Genomic DNA, 20,308 nt, shown 5'->3' on the forward strand with positions numbered 1-20,308 from the left:
TTGATAGGCCAGATATGGAAGCCCAGTAATGGGTGGAGTTGACTGGTACTAATAGGCCGAGGGCTTGTCCTCAGTTGCTCGCGTCCACTGTGTTGGTTCTGAAACCACGAACAACCCCATGCCATGGTCACGGCGTGGTGCGGTAGTTACAGTTTCATAGTGTTTCGGTGGTCATAGCGTGAGGGAAACGCCCGGTTACATTCCGAACCCGGAAGCTAAGCCTCACAGCGCCGATGGTACTGCAGGGGGGACCCTGTGGGAGAGTAGGACGCCGCCGAACTATTTTTGAGAAAGCCCCTGTACCGGTTTACCGGTACAGGGGCTTTCTGTATTTCTGGGTGTCTCCGGCATTTCTGGGTGCCTCACGACTTTCCTCAGAGACGGCCGGCGGTCTTGAGGGCGAGATATGCGTCCGCCAGGGCCGGAGCCAGGTCTTCCGGAGTCGCGTCGACGACCGTGACGCCGTGGCGAATGAGCCGTTCGGCTGTGTGACGGCGTTCAGCCTGGGCTTGGGCGGCCGCTGCTGCTTCGTACACGGCCTCGGCGGTTCCTCTCGAGATCGCCATCTTTGTGATGTGCGGGTCGGCCACAGAAGCGACCAGGACTGTGTGGCGTCGGGTGAGGCGCGTGAGCACAGGCAGCAGGCCCTCTTCGATGGGTGCAGCGTCCAGACTGGTGAGCAGGACGATGAGGGATCGGCGCGGTGCGGTGCGCAGGGCCGTGGAAGTGAGACCACGGGCGTCGAGCTCGACCAGCTCTGGTTCCAGCGGGGCCATGGCGTCGACGAGGGCAGGGAGCAGCTCGCCTGCGGCTCGGCCCTGGACCAGGGCACGTACGCGGCGGTCGTATGCAAGGAGATCCACCCGGTCCCCGGCTCGGGAAGCGAGCGCGGCGAGGAGCAGGGCTGCGTCCATCGAGGCGTCCAGGCGCGGGGCGTCGCCGACTCGTCCCGCTGAGGTGCGGCCCGTGTCCAGGACGAGGAGGATGTGGCGGTCGCGCTCCGGGCGCCAGGTGCGGACGGCGACCGTGGACTGGCGGGCCGTGGCGCGCCAGTCGATGGAACGGGTGTCGTCTCCGGGGACGTATTCGCGGAGGCTGTCGAACTCGGTGCCCTCGCCGCGGGTCAGGACGCTGGTGCGGCCGTCGAGTTCGCGTAGTCGGGCCAGTTTCGAAGGGAGGTGCTTCCGGCTGGTGAAGGGCGGCAGGACGCGGACGGCCCAGGGCACCTTGTGGCTGCCCTGGCGGTTGAACAAGCCGAGGGGGCCGTAGGAGCGGATGGTGATCCGGTCGGCGTGGCGGTCGCCGCGGCGGGTGGGGTGGAGGCGGGTCGTGACGCGGCGGCGTTCTCCAGGCGGGACCGTCAGTGCGTGGCGTGAGGATTGTGCCTCTGTTCCGGGCTGCCAGCTGCTGGGGGGCCAGGCGTCGCGGATGCGGGCGCGCAGCGGTCGGTTGGATGGGTTGGTGACGGTGAGCGTGACGTCCGCGGGCTCTCCGAGGCGTACAGAGGTGTCTCCTGATCGCGTCAGGACCAGACGTCGTACGGGCGCGGCGAGGGTGAAGTCGCAGGCACAGGCGAGCGCCAGGGAACCGTTGACGGCCAGGATGCCCGTCCAGCTGGGTTCCCAGATGCCGACGGGGAGTGTGCCCAGCGCCGCCAGGAGGGCGGCGCGTCCGGTGAATGCCATGGGTCCTCGGCTCAGCGGGGTACGGGGACGTGGGCGAGGATCGCGTTGATGACGGAGTCGGCGGTGACGCCCTCCATCTCGGCCTCGGGGCGGAGTTGGACACGATGGCGGAGAGTGGGGAGGGCCAGGGCCTTCACGTCGTCGGGGATGACGTAGTCGCGGCCCGTCAGCCAGGCCCAGGCGCGGGCGGTGGCGAGCAGCGCCGTAGCGCCGCGAGGAGAGACGCCGAGCGTGAGTGACGGGGACTCGCGGGTGGCGCGGCAGATGTCGACCACATAGCCCGTGATCTCGGGGGATACGGACGTTTTGGCGACGGCCGCGCGGGCGGCCTCCAGGTCCGCGGGCCCTGCCACAGGGCGTACGCCGGCGGCGCGCAGGTCGCGCGGATTGAAGCCTTCCGCATGGCGGGTGAGGACGCCGATCTCCTCCTGGCGGGAGGGGAGGGGCACGGTGAGCTTGAGGAGGAAACGGTCCAGCTGGGCCTCGGGGAGCGGGTAGGTGCCCTCGTACTCGATCGGGTTCTGTGTGGCTGCGACCAGGAACGGCTCGGGGAGCGGGCGCGGGATGCCGTCGACCGTGACCTGGCGCTCCTCCATCGCTTCCAGCAGGGACGACTGGGTCTTGGGAGGGGTGCGGTTGATCTCGTCGGCGAGGAGCAGGTTGGTGAAGACCGGGCCCGGCTGGAAGGAGAACTCGGCGGTGCGCGCGTCGTAGACCAGTGAGCCGGTGACGTCGCTGGGCATCAGGTCCGGGGTGAACTGGACGCGCTTGGTGTCGACGTCGAGGGCTGCCGCGAGCGCGCGTACGAGAAGGGTCTTGGCGACGCCGGGTACGCCTTCGAGGAGGACGTGGCCGCGGCAGAGCAGGGCGACGACGAGGCCCGTGACGGCGGGGTCCTGGCCGACCACGGCCTTGGCGATCTCGGTGCGCAGGGCCTCCAGGGACGCTCGGGCGCTGCCCGGATCCCCTGCGTGACCGGCGTTGTCAGTGGTCGGGTCCATCATGAAGTGCGTACCTCTCTTTCGAGGGCGTCGAGTTGGTCGGCGAGGGTGATGAGGGCTGCGTCGTCGCGGGGTGGCGGCCCGAAGAGAAGCGTGTGCAGGTCCTGTCCGCTGCCGTTGAGTTGGGCGGAGAGGGCCGGGAGGAGTGCCTCGGGCGCGTGAGCCTGGGCGAGGGGTACGCCGAGTAGGGGCGCGAGGCGGGTGCGGGTGGCGGCGCGAAGGGCTGTGGCGGCGCGCTCGCGGGCGTTCGCCTTGCGGTAGAGGCGGGCGCGGCCTTCGGCGGTTTCGGAGGCGCGGATGGCCACGGGGAGGCGTTCGGGGACTAGGGGGCCGAGGCGGCGGCCGCGCCACAGGGCTGCGACGACGGCGGCGATGGTGAGCTGCAGGGTGCCCCAGAGCCAGCCGGAGGGGATCAGGTCGAAGAAGCTGCGGTCGCCGGCATCGGTGGCGGTGTCGTCGGAGAGGGAGGGGAGGTACCAGACCAAGTGGGGGCGGGAACCGAGGAGTTGCAGGGCGAGCGAGGCGTTGCCGTGCTCGTCGAGACGGTCGTTGTAGAGGATGTCGGGGGCGCCGATCACGACGGTGTCGCCGGTGCCGTCGGCGGCCGGGAGGCGCAGGAGCGTGGGAAGGCCGTCGTCGGGGTAGCAGCGGTCGGCGCGGGGCGCGGTCGTCGTGTAGCGCACTCCGCCGGTGTCGGCGTTGCCCGCTCGGCGGGCTGCGGGCAGGTCGCAGCCGGGGGCGAGCGTCGAGTCGAGGCTGGGGGCGGGGTCGGCCGTGACCTGCGGGGCGAGTGTGCCGAGCGAGGGATCCCCGGGGGCGACCAGGACGGTGCGTCCGCCGGAGTCGTCGGTGGCGGCGCGGAGTTCGCGCTGCTGGCGGCCGGTGAGCAGATCGGGGACGGCTACGAGGACAGTGGTGTCGGGGCCCGCGGCGGCCCGGGCCTCGTCGGTGGTGGTCACTACACGCGTGGACACGCCCCGGTCGGCGAGGAGTTCGGCGACGGCCCGGCTTCCGTAGGGGTCGGCGGAGCGCGGGTCGAGGCTGCCGTGCCGGTCCCCGGAGCGGAGTACGGCGAGTGCGACCGCGGCCGCGAGGAGCACCACGATCGCGAGCACGACGCCTCGGGCGCGTGTCCACCGCTGGCGGACGGTGGGCGAGACCGAGGTGGGCGGAAGGGTGGCCTCGGTCATTCGGCGGCCCCGTGGTGGGTGGTGCTGTGGGGCGTGCTCTGCGCGCTGTTGGCGCTCCCTGCCGGCGTTGCGTTCCCTGCTGTGGCGGTGAGAACCGGCTTGGTGCGCTCCAGGTCGCGGTCGAGATCGGAGATGCGGTGGTACGCCGGTTCGTCCGCGGTGCGGCCGCCGTATGTGACGTCGTCGAACTCGCGGGCGGCAGCGCGGAGTCGGTCGGTGTGCGAGGGCAGGACGCGCCCAGCTTCCGCGGCGGCCTCGTCGGCGGTGCGGCCGGGGCGGGGATCGAGCAGGGCCCGCTCCTCCAGAGAGCGGACGACGGCACGCATCCGTTCCTGGACGGCCTGGCTCCAGTGGCCTTGGGCCGCATGGGCTTCGGCGGCTGCGCGGTGGTCTGCCGCGTTGCGCGGCCGGTCGTCGAAGAGCGGCGCGGAGGAAGCAGGAACGCGACGCGGCGTGCCGAGGTGCCACCAGAGGGCGGCGATGAGCGCGACGACGGCCAGCGCGATCACGAAGAGGCCGACGCCGCCGCCGGGTGTCGCGGCGGAGGCGGCGCTGAGGAGGCCGTCGATCCAGTCCCAGAAAGCGTTCAGGGCCCGTTGCAGCAGACCGGGGTCGTTCTCGTGGTACATCGGCCGGGACAGCTCACGCTCGGCCGCCTCGCGCGCGGGGTCACGCGGGGTCGTCACCGGCGGTTCGTCGTCGGCGCGTGGCAGCAGAAGAGCCGCCCTGAGAACTCCCCCCGTCACGCTCACTTCATCAGCTCCCTGGTGTGCCCGGTGCGCCGGGAGCGTACCCCTGGACGCCTGCGGCGCGGGCGAGTTCGAGGTCGAGGGCCTCGCGGCGGATGCGCTGGTCGATGTAGAGGAGCACGGTGACCCCGGCGGTGATCGGGAACGTGAGCGTGGATCCGATCACGGAGCCGATGCCGCTGATGATGAGGAACGTCCAGCCCACGTCCCCGGCCGTGGTGTCGAGGAAGCCGGTGATGCCGTTGCCGCTCAGCGCCCCGGCGAGGAAGGCGAACGGGATCACGATGATCGACGCCACGATGTTGGCGATGATCGTCGCAAGCAGCTGGATGCCGAAGACCCGCCACCAGGAGCCACGCACCAGCTTGGCCGAGCGGCTCATCGACTTCACGATGCCCTGCTTCTCCAGCATCAGGGCGGGCGAGGCGAGCGAGAAGCGGACCATCAGCCAGAGGACGACCACCCCGGCAGCCAGTGCGCCCAGCACGACCAGAGCGGAACCGGCTTCGGCGGCTCCCGCGACGGCGACGAGGAGGCCGGGCAGGACACCGATACCGAGGATCGCGAGGGCCATGAGGGGCAGCAGGAAGGTCAGGCCGAACAGCTTCAGCAGCTGTGGCCTGGCGTCCCTCCAGGCTTCCTGGAGGCTGACCGGCTTGCCGAGTACGGCGCGGCTGGTCACGGTCGTGAGCAGGGCGGTGGCGACGATCGTGCCGAGCATGCTGATCAGCACGATGACGCCGGAGTTCAGCAGGGCATCGCCCATCGCCCGCGTGATCTCGTCGAGGGTGGCGCTCGGGTCCTCGAGGGCCGCGGTGCTGCTGTCGTCCAGGACCAGCCCCTGCAGCAGCACGACCACGATCTCGGTTACGACGGCCACGGCCAGGGAGATGCCGAGCACCGTGCGCCAGTACGTGCGCATGGTCGAGACGGCGCCGTCGAGGATCTCACCGACGCCGAGCGGGCGCAGCGGGATGACGCCGGGCTTGGCCGCGGGTGGAGGGCCGCTCCAGTTGCCGCCCCAGCCGCTGCCCGCGGGGCCGCCGCCGTAACCGCCGGGGCCGCGGGGAGGCTGCTGACCGCCCCAGCCGGAGCCGGCGCGCGGTGGTGTCTGGCCGGGGTTCTGCGGACCGGGAGCGGACCACTGGCCGGGCGGGGGCTGCTCCTTGGACCACTTGGAGGGGCGCTTGTCGTCCGCCGGATCCGAATCCGTGGGGCCGTTCTGGCCTGCGGCGGCTTCGGTGGGGCGAGAGGCGTCCGGTTCCTGTCCGTCGGAGGGGGCAGATCCGGGCGAGGCCCAGCCCGGAGTGTCGTTCATCGTCGCTCCTTCACGGTGCCCGTCCGCGGTTGCGGCGGCAGGTTGGCAGCCATCGTGCCACGGTGCGTCCGGCGGTGGACCGGGCGGACCAGGCACCTTCTCGGCTGCACACCTTCAATTGTCCGTCGGTTAAGGGGCAGACTGGTCGAATGGCTGATCAGTACGCGCAACCACATGAGGAACCAGGGCCCCCTCAGACGCCGGCGATCCGCTGGGAAGAACCACCGGAGGGTCCCGTACTGGTCCTGCTCGATCAGACCAGGCTGCCGGCTGAGGAAGTGGAGCTGGTGTGCACCGATGCCCCGGCTCTGGTGCAGGCGATACGGACGCTCGCCGTGCGCGGCGCACCGCTGCTCGGCATCGCCGGGGCGTACGGTGTCGCGCTCGCCGCCGTACGCGGGTTCGACGTGGACGAGGCCGCCGATGCTCTGGCGAGCGCTCGGCCCACCGCGGTGAATCTCGCGTACGGGGTGGGCCGGGCCCGTGCGGCGTACCAGGCCGCACTCGCGGGCGGCGGCAGTCAGGAGCAGGCCGGCGCGGCCGCACTGGCCGCAGCGCGGGCGCTGCACAAGGAGGACGCCGAGGCGAGCGCTCAGATGGCCCGGCATGGTCTGACGCTGCTCGACGAGCTGCTGCCCGGCGGCAACCACCGGATCCTGACGCACTGCAACACGGGTGCGCTGGTGTCGGGCGGTGAGGGTACGGCGTTTGCGGTGGCGCTGGCGGCGCACAGGGCAGGGCGGCTGCGCAGGCTGTGGGTCGACGAGACGCGGCCGCTGCTGCAGGGCGCGCGGCTTACCGCGTACGAGGCGGCGCGCAGCGGTATGGCGTACACGCTGCTCACGGACAACGCGGCGGGATCGCTCTTCGCGGCGGGAGAGGTGGACGCGGTGCTCATCGGCGCGGACCGCATAGCGGCGGACGGTTCGGTGGCGAACAAGGTGGGGAGCTATCCGCTCGCGGTGCTGGCCCGCTACCACCATGTGCCGTTCATCGTGGTCGCGCCCGTGACGACCGTGGATCTGGACACCCCGGACGGCGCCTCCATAGAGGTGGAGCAGCGGGCCGGTCATGAAGTGACGGAGGTCATGGCGCCGCAGGCGCCGATGGCCGGGACGGAAGCAGGAGGCGGTATTGCGGTGGCACCCCTGGGAACTCAGGCGTACAACCCGGCGTTCGACGTGACGCCGCCCGCACTGGTGACGGCGATCGTCACCGAGCAGGGCGCCGTGTCGCCCGTGACAGCCGAGGGTCTGGCCAGCCTGTGTGCCAGGTCACGCCAGGTAACGATTAGCTAATGGGATGATGTCGTTTATGAAGGGACGAGTCCTTGTCGTCGACGACGACACCGCACTGGCCGAGATGCTCGGCATTGTGCTGCGTGGTGAAGGTTTCGAGCCGTCGTTCGTAGCAGACGGCGACAAGGCGCTGGCCGCCTTCCGTGAGACGAAGCCCGATCTGGTGCTCCTCGACCTGATGCTGCCCGGCAGGGACGGCATCGAGGTGTGCCGCCTGATCAGGGCCGAGTCGGGCGTGCCGATCGTGATGCTCACTGCCAAGAGCGACACTGTGGACGTGGTGGTCGGACTGGAGTCCGGTGCCGACGACTACATCGTCAAGCCGTTCAAGCCGAAGGAGCTCGTGGCCCGTATCCGGGCACGGCTGCGCAGGTCGGAGGAGCCGGCGCCGGAGCAGCTCGCCATAGGCGACCTGGTCATCGACGTGGCCGGTCACTCCGTGAAGCGGGACGGTCAGTCGATCGCGCTCACGCCGCTGGAGTTCGATCTGCTGGTGGCGCTCGCCCGCAAGCCCTGGCAGGTGTTCACCCGTGAGGTGCTGCTCGAGCAGGTGTGGGGCTACCGGCACGCGGCGGACACCCGTCTCGTCAACGTGCATGTGCAGCGGCTGCGCTCGAAGGTCGAGAAGGACCCCGAGAAGCCGGAGATCGTGGTGACCGTACGTGGCGTCGGTTACAAGGCCGGACCAAGCTGATATGTCCCGGGACAGTGCCGCTCCGGCGCCCGGGATGCCGGGAGCCCGCTCGGGGCGGCCTGTCGACCGGAAGACACCCGCCTCACGCCTCGCGCGGCTGCTAGAAGGCGGGCTGCTGCTGCAGGGCGGGATGCAGGGCAGCCCCGTGCTGCGCCTCTTCACGCGCTGGGTGCGGCGTCCGCTGCTGCCCGCGTTGCGGCTGTGGCGGCGCAACATCCAGCTCAAGGTGGTCGTCACCACCCTGCTGATGTCGCTGGGCGTGGTCCTGCTGCTCGGCTTCGTCGTCATCGGGCAGGTGCGCAACGGTCTGCTGGACGCCAAGGTGAAGGCGTCGCAGAGCCAGGCCATGGGCGGTTTCAAGGCCGCCGAGAGCGCCGCCTCGCCGACGAGCGGCGACCAGGACGCAGGCACCGCGAACGGCCGTACCGAGCCGAACACCGCGGTCTGGATGAACAGCCTCGTTAAACAGCTGGCCAGTGGTGGTCAGAGTGCCTTCGACGTGGTCACGCTCAGCCCGGCCGCGTCCGGTGACGCCAGCGCGCGGGCCCCTCGCGCCTCGGGCGGGGTGGGCGCGCTGGCGAGCGTGCCGGAAGAACTGCAGGACCGCGTCGAACAGGGCACCGGCGCGTTCCAGAGCTACACGCGCATCGTCTACGAGAGCGGTCAGGAGTCGCAGCCCGGACTGGTCATCGGCAAGCGGCTGAACGACCCGCACGGCGATACGTACCAGCTCTACTACCTCTTCCCGCTCACGCAGGAGGAGAAGTCGCTGAGCCTGGTCAAGGGCACGCTGGCGACCGCCGGGCTGTTCGTCGTGGTGCTCCTTGGCGCCATCGCCTGGCTGGTCGTACGGCAGGTCGTCACCCCCGTACGGATGGCGGCCGGCATCGCCGAGCGGCTGTCCGCAGGGCGCCTCCAGGAGCGTATGAAGGTCACCGGAGAGGACGACATCGCGCGCCTCGGTGAGGCCTTCAACAAGATGGCGCAGAACCTCCAGCTCAAGATCCAGCAGCTCGAGGACCTCTCCCGCATGCAGCGGCGGTTCGTGTCGGACGTTTCGCACGAACTGCGCACGCCCCTGACGACCGTCCGGATGGCCGCCGACGTCATCCATGAGGCGCGCGAGGACTTCGATCCGGTGACGGCGCGCTCCGCCGAGCTGCTCGCCGACCAGCTGGACCGCTTCGAGTCCCTCCTCGCGGACCTGTTGGAGATCAGCCGCTTCGACGCGGGTGCGGCGGCCCTGGAGGCGGAGCCGATAGACCTGCGGGAGGTCGTACGCCGCGTGGTCGGTGGGGCCGAGCCGCTGGCGGAGCGCAAGGGCACTCATATCCGGGTCGTCGGCGACGGTCAGCCGGTGGTGGCGGAGGCCGATGCCCGGCGCGTGGAGCGTGTCCTGCGCAATCTGGTGGTCAACGCCGTCGAGCACGGCGAGGGCAGGGACGTCGTGGTGCGGCTCGCTGCGGCGGGCGGCGCGGTCGCCGTCGCCGTGCGGGACTACGGCGTCGGGCTGAAGCCCGGCGAGGCGACCCGGGTCTTCAGCCGCTTCTGGCGTGCGGACCCGGCACGCGCGCGTACCACCGGCGGAACGGGACTCGGACTGTCCATCGCCCTCGAGGACGCGCGGCTGCACGGCGGCTGGCTGCAGGCGTGGGGCGAGCCGGGCGGCGGCTCGCAGTTCCGGCTGACGCTGCCGCGTACCGCGGACGAGCCGCTGCGGGGTTCCCCGATTCCGCTGGAGCCCGACGACTCGCGGCGCAACCGCGGTCTGAACGACGCGGGGCTGCCCCTCGGGAGCAGCAGCAAGCTCGCCACGGTGCCGGCGCAGCACTCCCCACTGGGCGCCTCCCGGGCCGAAGGCTGGAGGAGCACGCCCTCTGCCACGGCCACGGGCGCGCCGATCTCTCCGCGGCTCGCTGGGGGGCCCGCGTCCGCTCCGGCCGCGGATCCGACAGCGCTTCCAGGGAGCGGCGCGCGGGTCGTGCCGCGGCCGTCCGGGGACGTCGGCGGTATGGCGGCTGCCAGCCGGAAACCGGCTGGTCAGGATGGACAAGGCGAACCGGCCGACGAGGCCGGGAGCGGAGAAGTGGTGCCCGGTGCATGAGGGCCGGATGGATCCCGTCGGCGATGCGACGGGCCCGGTGAGCAAGGGGGGGCCTTCGGTGGGCACCGAGAGCGTCAGGCGTGGGCCTCGGCGGCAGCCGCTGCGTGCCGGGCTTGTCCTGGCCTGCAGTGGCGCCCTGCTGGCGGGCTGCGCGTCCATGCCGGACAGCGGGGATGTGCGCGGAGTCCAGGCCACGCAGGGACCGGACACGCCGGTCCGGGTCTTCCCCATGCCGCCGCGGGACGACGCCGGGCCCCCGGAGATCGTTCAGGGCTTCCTCGAGGCGCTGACCAGCGACGACCCGCAGTTCGAGGTGGCCCGCAAGTATCTGACGGCGGAAGCGTCCAAGAAGTGGCACCCGGACCGTTCGACCGTGGTGCTCGCCGACGGCCCGAACACGAAGACGGACCACGGCGGCAACGACGCCGCAGGCGGCCTCACGTACACGCTGACCGGCCAGAAGGTCGCGGCAGTGGACGCCCAGCACGCCTACGAGCCCGTTGACGGCCCGTACCGCCAGACACTGCACCTCACCAAGGTGGACGGCCCCGAGGGCCAGGAGTGGCGCATCGACATGCCGCCGGACGGTGTGGTGCTCGGTGACTCCGACTTCCAGCGGATCTACCAGCCGGTCGACAAGTACTACTTCGCGTCGGACTCGTCGTCCGACGGTGACGAACGGCGGGAGCTCGTCGCCGATCCGGTCTACGTCCGCGGCCAGATCGACCCGCTGACACAGACGGTCAAGTCGCTCCTTGCAGGGCCCACCCACTGGCTCGAACCGGTGGTCCGGTCGCGCTTCCCCAGCGGTACGCAGCTGAAGAAGGGCACCAAGTCGCTGTCGCCCGACGACCAGGACAAACTGAAGGTCCCGCTGAACCGGGAGGCGGACCGCGTCGGGCAGGCGCAATGCACGGAGATGGCCGCGCAGCTTCTGTTCACCATCGACGATCTGACCCCGTCAGGCGTCGACGAGGTCGAGCTGCAGCGCTCGGACGGATCGCAACTGTGCGTGCTGAACCAGGCCCAGGCGGAGAGCATCGCACCGCAGCGCACCACCGGACACCCCGAGTACCAGTACTTCCTCGACAAGAAGCACCGCCTGGTACGGATGGGCGGCAGCGGCAAGAGCGCGGGATCCAAGCCGGAGCCGGTGCCAGGCCCGCTGGGCAACGGTGATCAGGCGCTGCGGTCGGTGGCGGTCTCTCGGAACGAGGAGCGGGCGGCCGGTGTGTCGCTGGACGGGCGTTCGCTGTTCGTCGGATCGCTCGCCTCGGGCGCATCGCTCGGGGATGCGGTAGTGACGAGCCGGGCCAAGTCGGAGAGCGACCGGCTGACGACGCCGAGCTGGGACGGCCGGGGCGACCTGTGGGTGGCCGACCGCAATCCGAAGGACCCGAGACTGCTTCTGCTGGAGAAGGGCGCAGGAGAGCCGATCGAGGTGCGAACCTTTGGGCTCGACGGCGGGCGCATCGAGGCGGTGCGGGTGGCCGCCGACGGCGTACGGGTCGCGCTGCTCGTGAAGGAGGACGGCAAGACGTCCCTGCGGATCGGGCGGGTCGAGCGCGAGGGCGGGTCCGGAGAGCGGCCCGAGGTGTCGGTCGTCGAACTGCGCGCGGCAGCGCCGCAGATGGAGGTCACGGCCATGTCGTGGGCGGGCGGCAGCCGCCTCGTCGTGGTCGGCCGCGAGTCCGGCGGTGTGCAGCAGATCCGGTACGTCAAGTGCGACGGCCTGACACCTTCGGGCGGAGTGCTCCCCGGCCTAAACGGCGTGAAGGAAATCGCCGCATCGGAGAACGACCAGCTGCCGTTGGTGGCGCACTCGGACGACGGGATCGTACGGCTGCCGGCGGGGGCGGCCTGGCAGACGGTGGTCGAGGACGGGACGGCGCCGGTTTATCCCGGGTAGCAGACTGGTTCGCCCGGGATAGCAGGCTCGTTTGCTCTGGGGAGCAGGCTGGTGTCCGCTGCGGTCCTGACGGTAGTGACTCCGAGTTGTCCACAGGGTGCTGCCCGGGGTTATCCACAGGGGTGGCAGCCCCGTCTCCGCAGGGGCACAGTGGACTGCATGCGGGGGTGGTGGCAGGACCTCACCGACCTGGTGCTGCCGGCCGAGTGCGGAGGCTGCGGACGGCCTCGTACGGCGCTTTGCGTGCAGTGCCGTGAGGCGTTGTGCGGCCGCGCTCCGTGCCGGGTGCGGCCGGTGCCGGAGCCGGCGGGCCTGCCCGTTGTGCATGCGGCCGCTCCGTACGCGGATGCGGTACGGGCGGTGCTGCTCGCACACAAGGAGCGGGGCGCGCTGGGTCTCGCCCGTCCGCTGGGCGAGGCGCTGGCGGGAGCGGTGAGCGCTGGAGTACGGGAAGCGCAGGGGGCTGCGAGGTGTGTGCACAGAGGGGGTGACGAGCATGTGACCTGTGGACGGGCCGGACATGGGTGGACCTGGGCCGGGCCGGTTGGTGCCGAGCAGGACGCGGCCATGGAGGCGCCCGGCCGTGAGTGCGGGCCGTTGCTGCTGGTGCCCGTGCCGTCGGCGCGGCGGGCTGTGCGGGCGCGTGGGCACGATCCGGCGCGGCGGATCGCGCTCGCCGCGGCCGGCGAGCTGCGCCGCGCGGGGATCCCCACCGCGGTGCTCGCCGTACTGCGCCAACGGCGCCTGGTGGCCGATCAGTCGGGGCTGAACTCCCGGCAGCGGCTGGCCAATCTCACGGGCGCCCTCGAGGTGGCCGCCGGAGGCGGACGGCTGCTGCGCGGAGGCGGACGGATCGTCCTGGTGGACGACCTGATGACGACGGGCGCGTCGCTGACGGAGGCCGCGCGGGCCGTTCGCGCCGCCTGTGTGGATGGACAGACATGTGCGGATGGACAGATCAGAGCGGGGAGGACGCGTGGACCGGGCCGGGTGGCGAGAAGGGGCGGTGAAGGAAGAACTGGGCAAGCATCGATGGGAGCTGCCGGGGTAATGCTCCGGAGGAGCGCACCGGTGAACGTGATCAGCGCCGCCGTCGTCGCTGCCACCCCCGATTCCTTCGAATAATCCGGAACCGCCAAACAACGTGCGTCGTTGCAGGAAGTAAGCGGGTTAATTCACCTGAATGGAGGTACGCCGCGGTAGAGGGTGACGACATCCGTCCGGGCGAGATATGTTCGGGTGTGAGGAATGGCGGTCGCGATCCGAATGCCTGGCCGTGGGGCTTTCCTGCAATCACCCCGGCCGGTGGGATGGAGATCTTGCCCATGGGGGAGGAGGAGGTGGAAGTCACCGAGTCCGAGGCTCCCGGGGCGTCCCGGGGCCTGGTGCAAAAGGGAGATGCTCCGCGCCGACGCGGAGCGATCCGGGAACGGAGTTCTGCGTGGACATCGTCGTCAAGGGCCGCAAGACCGAGGTGCCCGAGCGGTTCCGGAAGCACGTGGCCGAAAAGCTGAAGCTGGAGAAGATCCAGAAGCTCGATGGCAAGGTGATCAGCCTCGATGTCGAGGTGTCCAAGGAGCCCAACCCCCGACAGGCCGACCGCAGCGACCGGGTGGAGATCACGCTCCGCACCCGCGGTCCGGTGATCCGAGCGGAGGCCGCTGCCAGTGACCCGTACGCGGCACTGGACATGGCGGCCGACAAGCTGGAGGCGCGGCTGCGCAAGCAGCACGACAAGCGGCACACGCGACGCGGTACGGGCAGGCTGTCGGCAGCCGAGGTGGCGGACCAGGTCCCCGGTGCGGCGACGCTCAACGGGGACGGCACGCTCGTCAGGGAAGAAGAAGAGTCGGACGGCGTGCCGACGAAGAAGATGGGCTCCCTTGAGGTCAAGGGTGAAGGCCCGCTCGTAGTGCGCGAGAAGACCCACGTAGCGGCCCCGATGACGCTTGACCAGGCTCTCTACGAGATGGAGCTGGTCGGGCACGACTTCTATCTGTTCGTCGACTCCGAGACGAAGGAACCGAGCGTCGTCTACCGGAGGCACGCCTACGACTACGGCGTCATTCACCTCTCCACCGACCCCATGGTGGCCCAGCCGCCGTCGGCCGAAGCGGGCGGCGCACTCGGCGGCTGATGTTCCCCGGTGACCGCAGGACCGGTGCCCCTGGTGTGCGCGTGCGCCCCCGGGGGCACCCGTGTGCGACCCCTCCGATACAGCGCTGTCGCCCCGTTGTCGTCCGGGCATGAAATCATGGCGGTCAATCCAACCGGTGGGCATCCGCCACGGGTTGGCACAGGGACCCACCTGGCAGCACACACCGGGCACCTCAGGAACACAGGCCACGGCCTTCAGGGGGAGGAACGATGGCGGACAGCTTCGGACCGATGCATGACGAGGACGCCGACGACGGCGCCGTCGCCATGGGACCGGACGGGGGCTCCCCGCGCAAGGAGCCCATCAGGGTCCTTGTGGTGGACGATCACGCCCTCTTCCGCCGCGGCCTCGAGATCGTGCTCGCCGCCGAGGAGGACATCCAGGTGGTGGGAGAGGCCGGCGACGGTGCGGAGGCCGTCGACAAGGCCGCCGACCTGCTGCCCGACATCGTGCTCATGGACGTCCGGATGCCCAAGCGCGGCGGCATCGAGGCATGCACCTCCATCAAGGAGGTGGCCCCCAGCGCCAAGATCATCATGTTGACGATCAGCGACGAGGAGGCCGACCTCTACGACGCGATCAAGGCGGGCGCCACGGGCTATCTCCTCAAGGAGATCTCCACCGACGAGGTGGCCACCGCGATCCGTGCCGTGGCCGACGGGCAGTCGCAGATCAGCCCGTCGATGGCCTCGAAGCTGCTCACCGAGTTCAAGTCGATGATCCAGCGCACCGACGAGCGGCGGCTCGTGCCCGCCCCGCGGCTGACCGACCGCGAGCTCGAGGTCCTCAAACTCGTGGCGACCGGGATGAACAACCGCGATATCGCCAAGGAGCTGTTCATCAGCGAGAACACCGTAAAGAACCATGTGCGCAACATCCTGGAGAAGCTGCAGCTGCATTCCAGGATGGAGGCGGTGGTGTACGCGATGCGGGAGAAGATCCTGGAGATCCGGTAGCGGATCTCCGCTACCGGTGTCTCGCGCGGAAGAACGCCGTCAGGCGAGCCCGCGGGCCAGCTCGGCCGACAGCGGCTCGCGGAGCTCCTCCGGATCCAGCCGCTCCACGCGTACATCGGTGCAGCCCACCCAGCTCGCGGCCTCGATCAGTGCCTCCGCCACGGCGCGGACGGCCTTGCGGCCCTCCAGCGACACCTGCCTGGCGATCAGCGTGCGGCCCTGGCGCGCCGGGTCCACGCGTCCGACCAGCCGCCCTCCGGCCAGGACCGGCATCGCGAAGTAGCCGTGCACCCGCTTCGGCTTCGGCACATACGCCTCCAGGCGGTGTGTGAAGCCGAATATCCGTTCGGTGCGCGCCCGCTCCCAGATCAGCGAGTCGAACGGGGAGAGCAGCGTCGTACGATGCCGGCCGCGCGGCACCGTCTCCAGTGCCGCGGGGTCGGCCCAGGCGGGCTTGGACCAGCCCTCCACGACCACCGGCACCAGGCCCGAGTCCGTGATCACCGCGTCGACCTGCTCGCCCTTGAGGCGGTGGTAGTCCGCGATGTCCGCGCGCGTGCCGACACCGAGCGACTGGCCGGCGAGGCGCACCAGGCGGCGCAGGCACTCCGTGTCGTCCAGCTCGTCATGGAGCAGATCGTCGGGGATCGCGCGCTCCGCGAGGTCGTACACCCGCTTCCAGCCGCGGCGCTCCGTGCACACCACCTCGCCGTACATCAGCGCGCGCTCCACGGCGACCTTCGCGCCGGACCAGTCCCACCACTCGCCGCCGTTCTTCGCGCCGCCCAGCTCCGTGGCGGTCAGCGGCCCCTCGGCGCGCAACTGCTTGATGACCTGGTCGTACGCACCGTCCGGCAGGTCGTGGTACCAGTGCGGGCGGGCGCGGTAGGCGCGGCGGCGGAAGGCGAAGTGCGGCCACTCCTCGACGGGCAGGATGCACGCCGCGTGCGACCAGTACTCGAAGGCGTGCGGGGCACCGTCGGCGCCGGGTGTCCAGTAGGCGTCCTCCACCGTCTGACGCCCCACGGAACCCAGGCGGGCGTACGGGATGAGCTCGTGCGAGCGGGCCAGCACCGAGATCGTGTCGAGCTGGACCGCGCCGAGGTGCCGCAGCACGCCTCGCACGCCCGCCCTGCGGTCCGGGGCGCCAAGGAATCCCTGTGCGCGCAGGGCGATGCGTCGGGCCTCGTCGGCGGAGAGTTCGGCGGTGGGACGCGGCGGAGTCGTCATGCCCGCACGATAGGGCGTGCCACTGACAACGGGTCCTGGGTCGCGTGGTTCAGGATCGAGGGGCCGCCGCCGGGGCCGGGAGATAGGGCGCCGTCGAAGGCAGGCCCAGATCCGACGGGACCAGCGAGCCGACCCAGCAGTCGCGGCGCACGCCCTTGTTGTTGATCGCCGAGCGGAGGGTGCCCTCGATCGTGAAGCCGGCCCGCAGGGCCACAGCGCGCGAGCCCTCGTTGCCGACCTCCGCCCGCCACTCCACGCGGTCGATCCCCACGCTCGTGAACGCCCACCGCGACACGGCGAGCGCCGCCTCGGTCACATAGCCGTTGCCCCGGTGCTCCTTTGCGGCCCAGAAGCCGATCTCGCCGGTGCCCAGGGAGCGCATGTCGATGCCCACCATTGCGACCAGCTCGCCGCCCCGCGGAGTGCCGTCCCGCAGGAAGACGCCCAGCGTGAACCGCAAGGCGTCCCGCCAGCCGTCGGGCACCAGCTGCCCCACGAACCCGTCCGCGTGCTCCCGCAGGTACGGCGACGGGATGGTAGTCCAGCGCTGGATGTCGGGTTCCTGGCAGGCCGCATACACGGCGTCGGCGTCGTCGGGATCGACGGTGCGCAGCAGCAGGCGGTCGGTGGTGAGCGTGACGGGTTCCATCGGCCGATTCTGCTCGGGCGTCCTCAAGGACGCCACCACATTCTCGGGCGGCCGTGTACGCGGAGATCGGGCAGCCGTGTACGGGCATATCGGAAGGCCCGCGCGGCGGGCTCCCGGAGGGCGGGGTGATCCGATCGTCGCAATCGGCAGCGGGATCGCGGCACCTTCGAAGCGCCCCGCCCGTTGTCCTAATGGCTGTCGTCATGGCAGACCTCCCGGCGCGGCGGGGTCCTCGCATACGATGGCGGTTGCTCAGTAGTCAACCGAAACCGACCGTGCCAGGCCCGACCGGCAAGGAGACCAACCCCCGTGTCCGTCCTCTCAAAGATCATGCGTGCAGGCGAAGGCAAGATCCTGCGCAAGCTGCACCGCATCGCGGACCAGGTCAACTCCATCGAAGAGGACTTCGTGGGCCTCTCCGACGCCGAGCTGCGCGCACTCACCGAGGAGTACAAGGAGCGCTACCAGGAGTGGGTCGACAGCGAAGGCAAGAGCGGGGACAGCCTCGACGACCTGCTCCCCGAAGCCTTCGCCACTGTCCGTGAGGCCGCCAAGCGCGCCCTCGGCCAGCGCCACTACGACGTGCAGATGATGGGCGGCGCCGCGCTCCACCTCGGCTATGTCGCCGAGATGAAGACCGGTGAGGGCAAGACCCTGGTCGGCACCCTGCCCGCGTATCTCAACGCGCTGTCCGGCAAGGGCGTGCACCTGATCACGGTCAACGACTACCTGGCCGAGCGCGACTCCGAGATGATGGGCCGCGTCCACAAGTTCCTGGGCCTGTCGGTGGGCTGCATCCTGGCGAACATGACGCCGGCACAGCGCCGCGAGCAGTACGCGTGCGACATCACGTACGGCACGAACAACGAGTTCGGCTTCGACTACCTGCGCGACAACATGGCGTGGTCGAAGGACGAACTGGTCCAGCGCGGACACAACTTCGCGATCGTCGACGAGGTCGACTCCATCCTCGTCGACGAGGCCCGTACGCCGCTGATCATCTCCGGCCCCGCCGACCAGGCCACCAAGTGGTACGGCGACTTCGCCAAGCTCGTCACCCGCCTCAAGAAGGGCGAGCCGGGCAACCAGCTCAAGGGCATCGAGGAGACCGGGGACTACGAGGTCGACGAGAAGAAGCGCACCGTCGCCATCCACGAGTCCGGCGTCACCAAGGTCGAGGACTGGCTGGGCATCGACAACCTCTACGAGTCGGTGAACACCCCGCTCGTGGGCTACCTGAACAACGCCATCAAGGCCAAGGAGCTCTTCAAGAAGGACAAGGACTACGTCGTCATCGACGGCGAGGTCATGATCGTCGACGAGCACACCGGCCGTATCCTCGCCGGCCGCCGCTACAACGAGGGCATGCACCAGGCGATCGAGGCGAAGGAAGGGGTGGACATCAAGGACGAGAACCAGACGCTCGCCACGATCACCCTGCAGAACTTCTTCCGCCTCTACGACAAGCTCTCCGGCATGACCGGTACGGCGATGACCGAGGCCGCCGAGTTCCACCAGATCTACAAGCTCGGCGTCGTCCCGATCCCCACCAACAAGCCGATGGTCCGCATGGACCAGTCGGACCTGATCTACCGCACCGAGGTCGCGAAGTTCGAGGCGGTCGTCGACGACATCGCCGAGAAGCACGAGAAGGGGCAGCCGATCCTCGTCGGCACCACCTCGGTCGAGAAGTCGGAGTACCTCTCGCAGCAGCTGTCCAAGCGAGGCATCCAGCACGAGGTGCTGAACGCCAAGCAGCACGACCGCGAGGCCGTGATCGTCGCCCAGGCCGGGCGCAAGGGCGCCGTCACGGTCGCCACGAACATGGCCGGCCGTGGTACGGACATCAAGCTCGGCGGCAACCCCGAGGACCTCGCCGAGGCGGAGCTGCGCCAGCGCGGCCTCGACCCGGACGAGCACATCGAGGAGTGGGCCGGGGCCCTCCCCGCCGCCCTGGAGAAGGCCGAGCAGGCCGTCAAGGCGGAGTTCGAGGAGGTCAAGGACCTCGGCGGGCTGTACGTGCTGGGCACCGAGCGCCACGAGTCCCGGCGCATCGACAACCAGCTGCGCGGCCGCTCCGGCCGTCAGGGCGACCCGGGCGAGTCCCGCTTCTACCTGTCGCTGGGCGACGACCTGATGCGCCTGTTCAAGGCCCAGATGGTCGAGCGCGTGATGGCCATGGCGAACGTTCCGGACGACGTGCCCATCGAGAACAAGATGGTCACGCGCGCGATCGCCTCCGCGCAGGGCCAGGTCGAGCAGCAGAACTTCGAGACCCGGAAGAACGTCCTCAAGTACGACGAGGTCCTCAACCGGCAGCGTGAGGTCATCTACGGCGAGCGGCGCCGCGTCCTGGAGGGCGAGGACCTGCAGGAGCAGATCCAGCACTTCATGGACGACACCATCGACGCGTACATCGAGGCGGAGACCGCCGAGGGGTTCGCGGAGGAGTGGGACCTCGACCGGCTGTGGGGCGCCTTCAAGCAGCTCTACCCGTGCCGGATCACGATCGAGGAGCTGGAGGAGGCGGCGGGCGACCGCGCGGGCCTCACCGCGGAGTTCATCTCGGAGTCCATCAAGGACGACATCCTCGAGCAGTACGAGGCGCGGGAGGCGCAGCTCGGCTCCGAGATCATGCGTGAGCTGGAGCGCCGCGTGGTGCTGTCGGTCCTGGACCGCAAGTGGCGTGAGCACCTCTACGAGATGGACTACCTCCAGGAGGGCATCGGCCTGCGCGCCATGGCGCAGAAGGACCCGCTGGTCGAGTACCAGCGCGAGGGCTTCGACATGTTCACCGCCATGATGGACGGCATCAAGGAGGAGTCCGTCGGCTACCTGTTCAACCTGGAGGTCCAGGTCGAGCAGCAGGTCGAGGAGGTCCCGGTGGAGGACGCGGCGCCGGCTCCGTCCCTCCAGAAGAGCGGCGTGCAGGATGCCGTGCCTGCGGGTGCCGCCTCCTCGGGCGGCGGCGCCCGGCCCGAGATCCGTGCCAAGGGGCTCGACACGCCGCAGCGGCCGGACCGGCTGCACTTCTCCGCGCCCACGGTGGATGGGGAAGGCGGGATCGTCGAGGGCGACTTCACGAATGGGGATGCGCCTGCGCCGCGGTCTGAGTCGGATGGGCTTACGCGGGCGGAGCGGCGTAAGCAGCAGAAGGGTGGGCGGCGTCGCAAGAAGTGACGGTGTCTGCGACGCGTTAGCAGTGTGAGGGGCCGGGCGCTTGGGCGCCCGGCCCTTTGCGTGTCCTCGTCCTCGTAGGGCCCGCCTATGGCTGTCTGGGCGCGCCTGAGAGGACGAGTGCCCGCCGTCGTGGGCTGTGCCCACCCTCCCCCAGCTACCGCTGGGAGGTGCCCAAGCTCTGCGGAAC

The 20,308-nt window shown here is 70.2% G+C and carries 15 protein-coding genes and 1 rRNA gene; 9 read left to right on the top strand and 7 right to left on the bottom strand.

All coding sequences use genetic code 11. The features are described from left to right. Positions 1 to 163 precede the first annotated feature (163 nt). Positions 164 to 280 (top strand): 5S ribosomal RNA (gene rrf / locus ABT009_RS00005). A 94-nt stretch (positions 281 to 374) separates the two neighbouring features. Here rrf and ABT009_RS00010 read toward each other — a convergent pair. Genes ABT009_RS00010 through ABT009_RS00030 form a run of 5 tightly spaced genes read right to left on the bottom strand, consistent with a single transcriptional unit; the run spans position 375 to position 5,943 of the window. Beyond that, entirely contained in the window at positions 375 to 1,685 is a 1,311-nt protein-coding gene (locus ABT009_RS00010; protein ID WP_351287536.1) for a DUF58 domain-containing protein, read from the bottom strand. Positions 1,686 to 1,696: 11 nt separating this feature from the next. Continuing rightward, on the bottom strand, positions 1,697 to 2,686 hold the full coding sequence (locus tag ABT009_RS00015) for an AAA family ATPase (protein ID WP_351288545.1): 990 nt from the start codon (positions 2,684 to 2,686) through the stop codon (positions 1,697 to 1,699). Beyond that, positions 2,686 to 3,876, bottom strand: a complete 1,191-nt coding sequence (locus ABT009_RS00020) for a DUF4350 domain-containing protein (protein ID WP_351287538.1) — start codon at positions 3,874 to 3,876, stop codon at positions 2,686 to 2,688. Before ABT009_RS00020 ends, ABT009_RS00015 begins: the two co-directional genes overlap by 1 nt. Beyond that, a complete protein-coding gene (locus ABT009_RS00025; protein ID WP_351287541.1) occupies positions 3,873 to 4,628 on the bottom strand; it encodes a DUF4129 domain-containing protein in 756 nt (251 codons plus the stop codon). Before ABT009_RS00025 ends, ABT009_RS00020 begins: the two co-directional genes overlap by 4 nt. A 4-nt stretch (positions 4,629 to 4,632) precedes the next feature. Next, positions 4,633 to 5,943, bottom strand: a complete 1,311-nt coding sequence (locus ABT009_RS00030; RefSeq protein ID WP_351287544.1) for a DUF7847 domain-containing protein — start codon at positions 5,941 to 5,943, stop codon at positions 4,633 to 4,635. 149 nt (positions 5,944 to 6,092) lie between these two features. Between ABT009_RS00030 and mtnA the strand changes: the two genes are divergently transcribed. From mtnA to ABT009_RS00065, 7 genes are all read left to right on the top strand, one after another. Then, complete coding sequence (mtnA, locus tag ABT009_RS00035; protein ID WP_351287546.1) at positions 6,093 to 7,241, top strand: S-methyl-5-thioribose-1-phosphate isomerase; 1,149 nt, start codon at positions 6,093 to 6,095, stop codon at positions 7,239 to 7,241. A 4-nt stretch (positions 7,242 to 7,245) separates the two neighbouring features. Next, positions 7,246 to 7,935: a two-component system response regulator MtrA gene (mtrA, locus tag ABT009_RS00040; protein WP_003975799.1), complete on the top strand. Its 690-nt coding sequence runs from the start codon at positions 7,246 to 7,248 to the stop codon at positions 7,933 to 7,935. Position 7,936: 1 nt separating this feature from the next. Then, positions 7,937 to 10,039, top strand: coding sequence for an MtrAB system histidine kinase MtrB (mtrB, locus tag ABT009_RS00045; protein WP_351287549.1), 2,103 nt, complete (start codon positions 7,937 to 7,939; stop codon positions 10,037 to 10,039). A gap of 58 nt (positions 10,040 to 10,097) precedes the next feature. Continuing rightward, positions 10,098 to 11,948, top strand: a complete 1,851-nt coding sequence (locus ABT009_RS00050) for an LpqB family beta-propeller domain-containing protein (protein WP_502989777.1) — start codon at positions 10,098 to 10,100, stop codon at positions 11,946 to 11,948. Between the two features lie 159 nt (positions 11,949 to 12,107). Further along, complete coding sequence (locus tag ABT009_RS00055; RefSeq protein WP_351287551.1) at positions 12,108 to 13,073, top strand: ComF family protein; 966 nt, start codon at positions 12,108 to 12,110, stop codon at positions 13,071 to 13,073. A 316-nt stretch (positions 13,074 to 13,389) separates the two neighbouring features. Beyond that, positions 13,390 to 14,085, top strand: a complete 696-nt coding sequence (gene hpf, locus ABT009_RS00060) for a ribosome hibernation-promoting factor, HPF/YfiA family (RefSeq protein ID WP_351287554.1) — start codon at positions 13,390 to 13,392, stop codon at positions 14,083 to 14,085. Between the two features lie 230 nt (positions 14,086 to 14,315). Continuing rightward, positions 14,316 to 15,062, top strand: a complete 747-nt coding sequence (locus tag ABT009_RS00065; RefSeq protein WP_181660482.1) for a response regulator — start codon at positions 14,316 to 14,318, stop codon at positions 15,060 to 15,062. 39 nt (positions 15,063 to 15,101) lie between these two features. On the opposite strand, the gene ABT009_RS00070 is transcribed toward ABT009_RS00065, so the two are convergent. Further along, entirely contained in the window at positions 15,102 to 16,292 is a 1,191-nt protein-coding gene (locus tag ABT009_RS00070) for a winged helix-turn-helix domain-containing protein (protein ID WP_351287558.1), read from the bottom strand. Positions 16,293 to 16,341: 49 nt separating this feature from the next. Further along, the gene (locus ABT009_RS00075; RefSeq protein ID WP_351287561.1) at positions 16,342 to 16,941 is read right to left on the bottom strand and encodes a GNAT family N-acetyltransferase; all 600 of its coding nucleotides are present in this window, start codon (positions 16,939 to 16,941) and stop codon (positions 16,342 to 16,344) included. Between the two features lie 309 nt (positions 16,942 to 17,250). Between ABT009_RS00075 and secA the strand changes: the two genes are divergently transcribed. Further along, complete coding sequence (secA, locus tag ABT009_RS00080) at positions 17,251 to 20,121, top strand: preprotein translocase subunit SecA (RefSeq protein WP_351287564.1); 2,871 nt, start codon at positions 17,251 to 17,253, stop codon at positions 20,119 to 20,121. Positions 20,122 to 20,308: the final 187 nt, after the last annotated feature.

The organism is Streptomyces sp. NPDC002896 (assembly GCF_040295225.1).
GTDB lineage: Bacteria > Actinomycetota > Actinomycetes > Streptomycetales > Streptomycetaceae > Streptomyces.

What these genes read in the sequence shown, in the direction of transcription:
- ABT009_RS00015 (WP_351288545.1), bottom strand. Translation starts at nt 2,686, where the DNA reads ATGGACCCGACCACTGACAACGCCGGTCACGCAGGGGATCCGGGCAGC.
- ABT009_RS00070 (WP_351287558.1), bottom strand. Translation starts at nt 16,292, where the DNA reads ATGACGACTCCGCCGCGTCCCACCGCCGAACTCTCCGCCGACGAGGCC.
- ABT009_RS00010 (WP_351287536.1), bottom strand. Translation starts at nt 1,685, where the DNA reads ATGGCATTCACCGGACGCGCCGCCCTCCTGGCGGCGCTGGGCACACTC.
- ABT009_RS00055 (WP_351287551.1), top strand. Translation starts at nt 12,108, where the DNA reads ATGCGGGGGTGGTGGCAGGACCTCACCGACCTGGTGCTGCCGGCCGAG.
- mtrB (WP_351287549.1), top strand. Translation starts at nt 7,937, where the DNA reads ATGTCCCGGGACAGTGCCGCTCCGGCGCCCGGGATGCCGGGAGCCCGC.
- ABT009_RS00030 (WP_351287544.1), bottom strand. Translation starts at nt 5,943, where the DNA reads ATGAACGACACTCCGGGCTGGGCCTCGCCCGGATCTGCCCCCTCCGAC.
- ABT009_RS00065 (WP_181660482.1), top strand. Translation starts at nt 14,316, where the DNA reads ATGGCGGACAGCTTCGGACCGATGCATGACGAGGACGCCGACGACGGC.
- ABT009_RS00020 (WP_351287538.1), bottom strand. Translation starts at nt 3,876, where the DNA reads ATGACCGAGGCCACCCTTCCGCCCACCTCGGTCTCGCCCACCGTCCGC.
- mtrA (WP_003975799.1), top strand. Translation starts at nt 7,246, where the DNA reads ATGATGTCGTTTATGAAGGGACGAGTCCTTGTCGTCGACGACGACACC.
- ABT009_RS00075 (WP_351287561.1), bottom strand. Translation starts at nt 16,941, where the DNA reads ATGGAACCCGTCACGCTCACCACCGACCGCCTGCTGCTGCGCACCGTC.
- mtnA (WP_351287546.1), top strand. Translation starts at nt 6,093, where the DNA reads ATGGCTGATCAGTACGCGCAACCACATGAGGAACCAGGGCCCCCTCAG.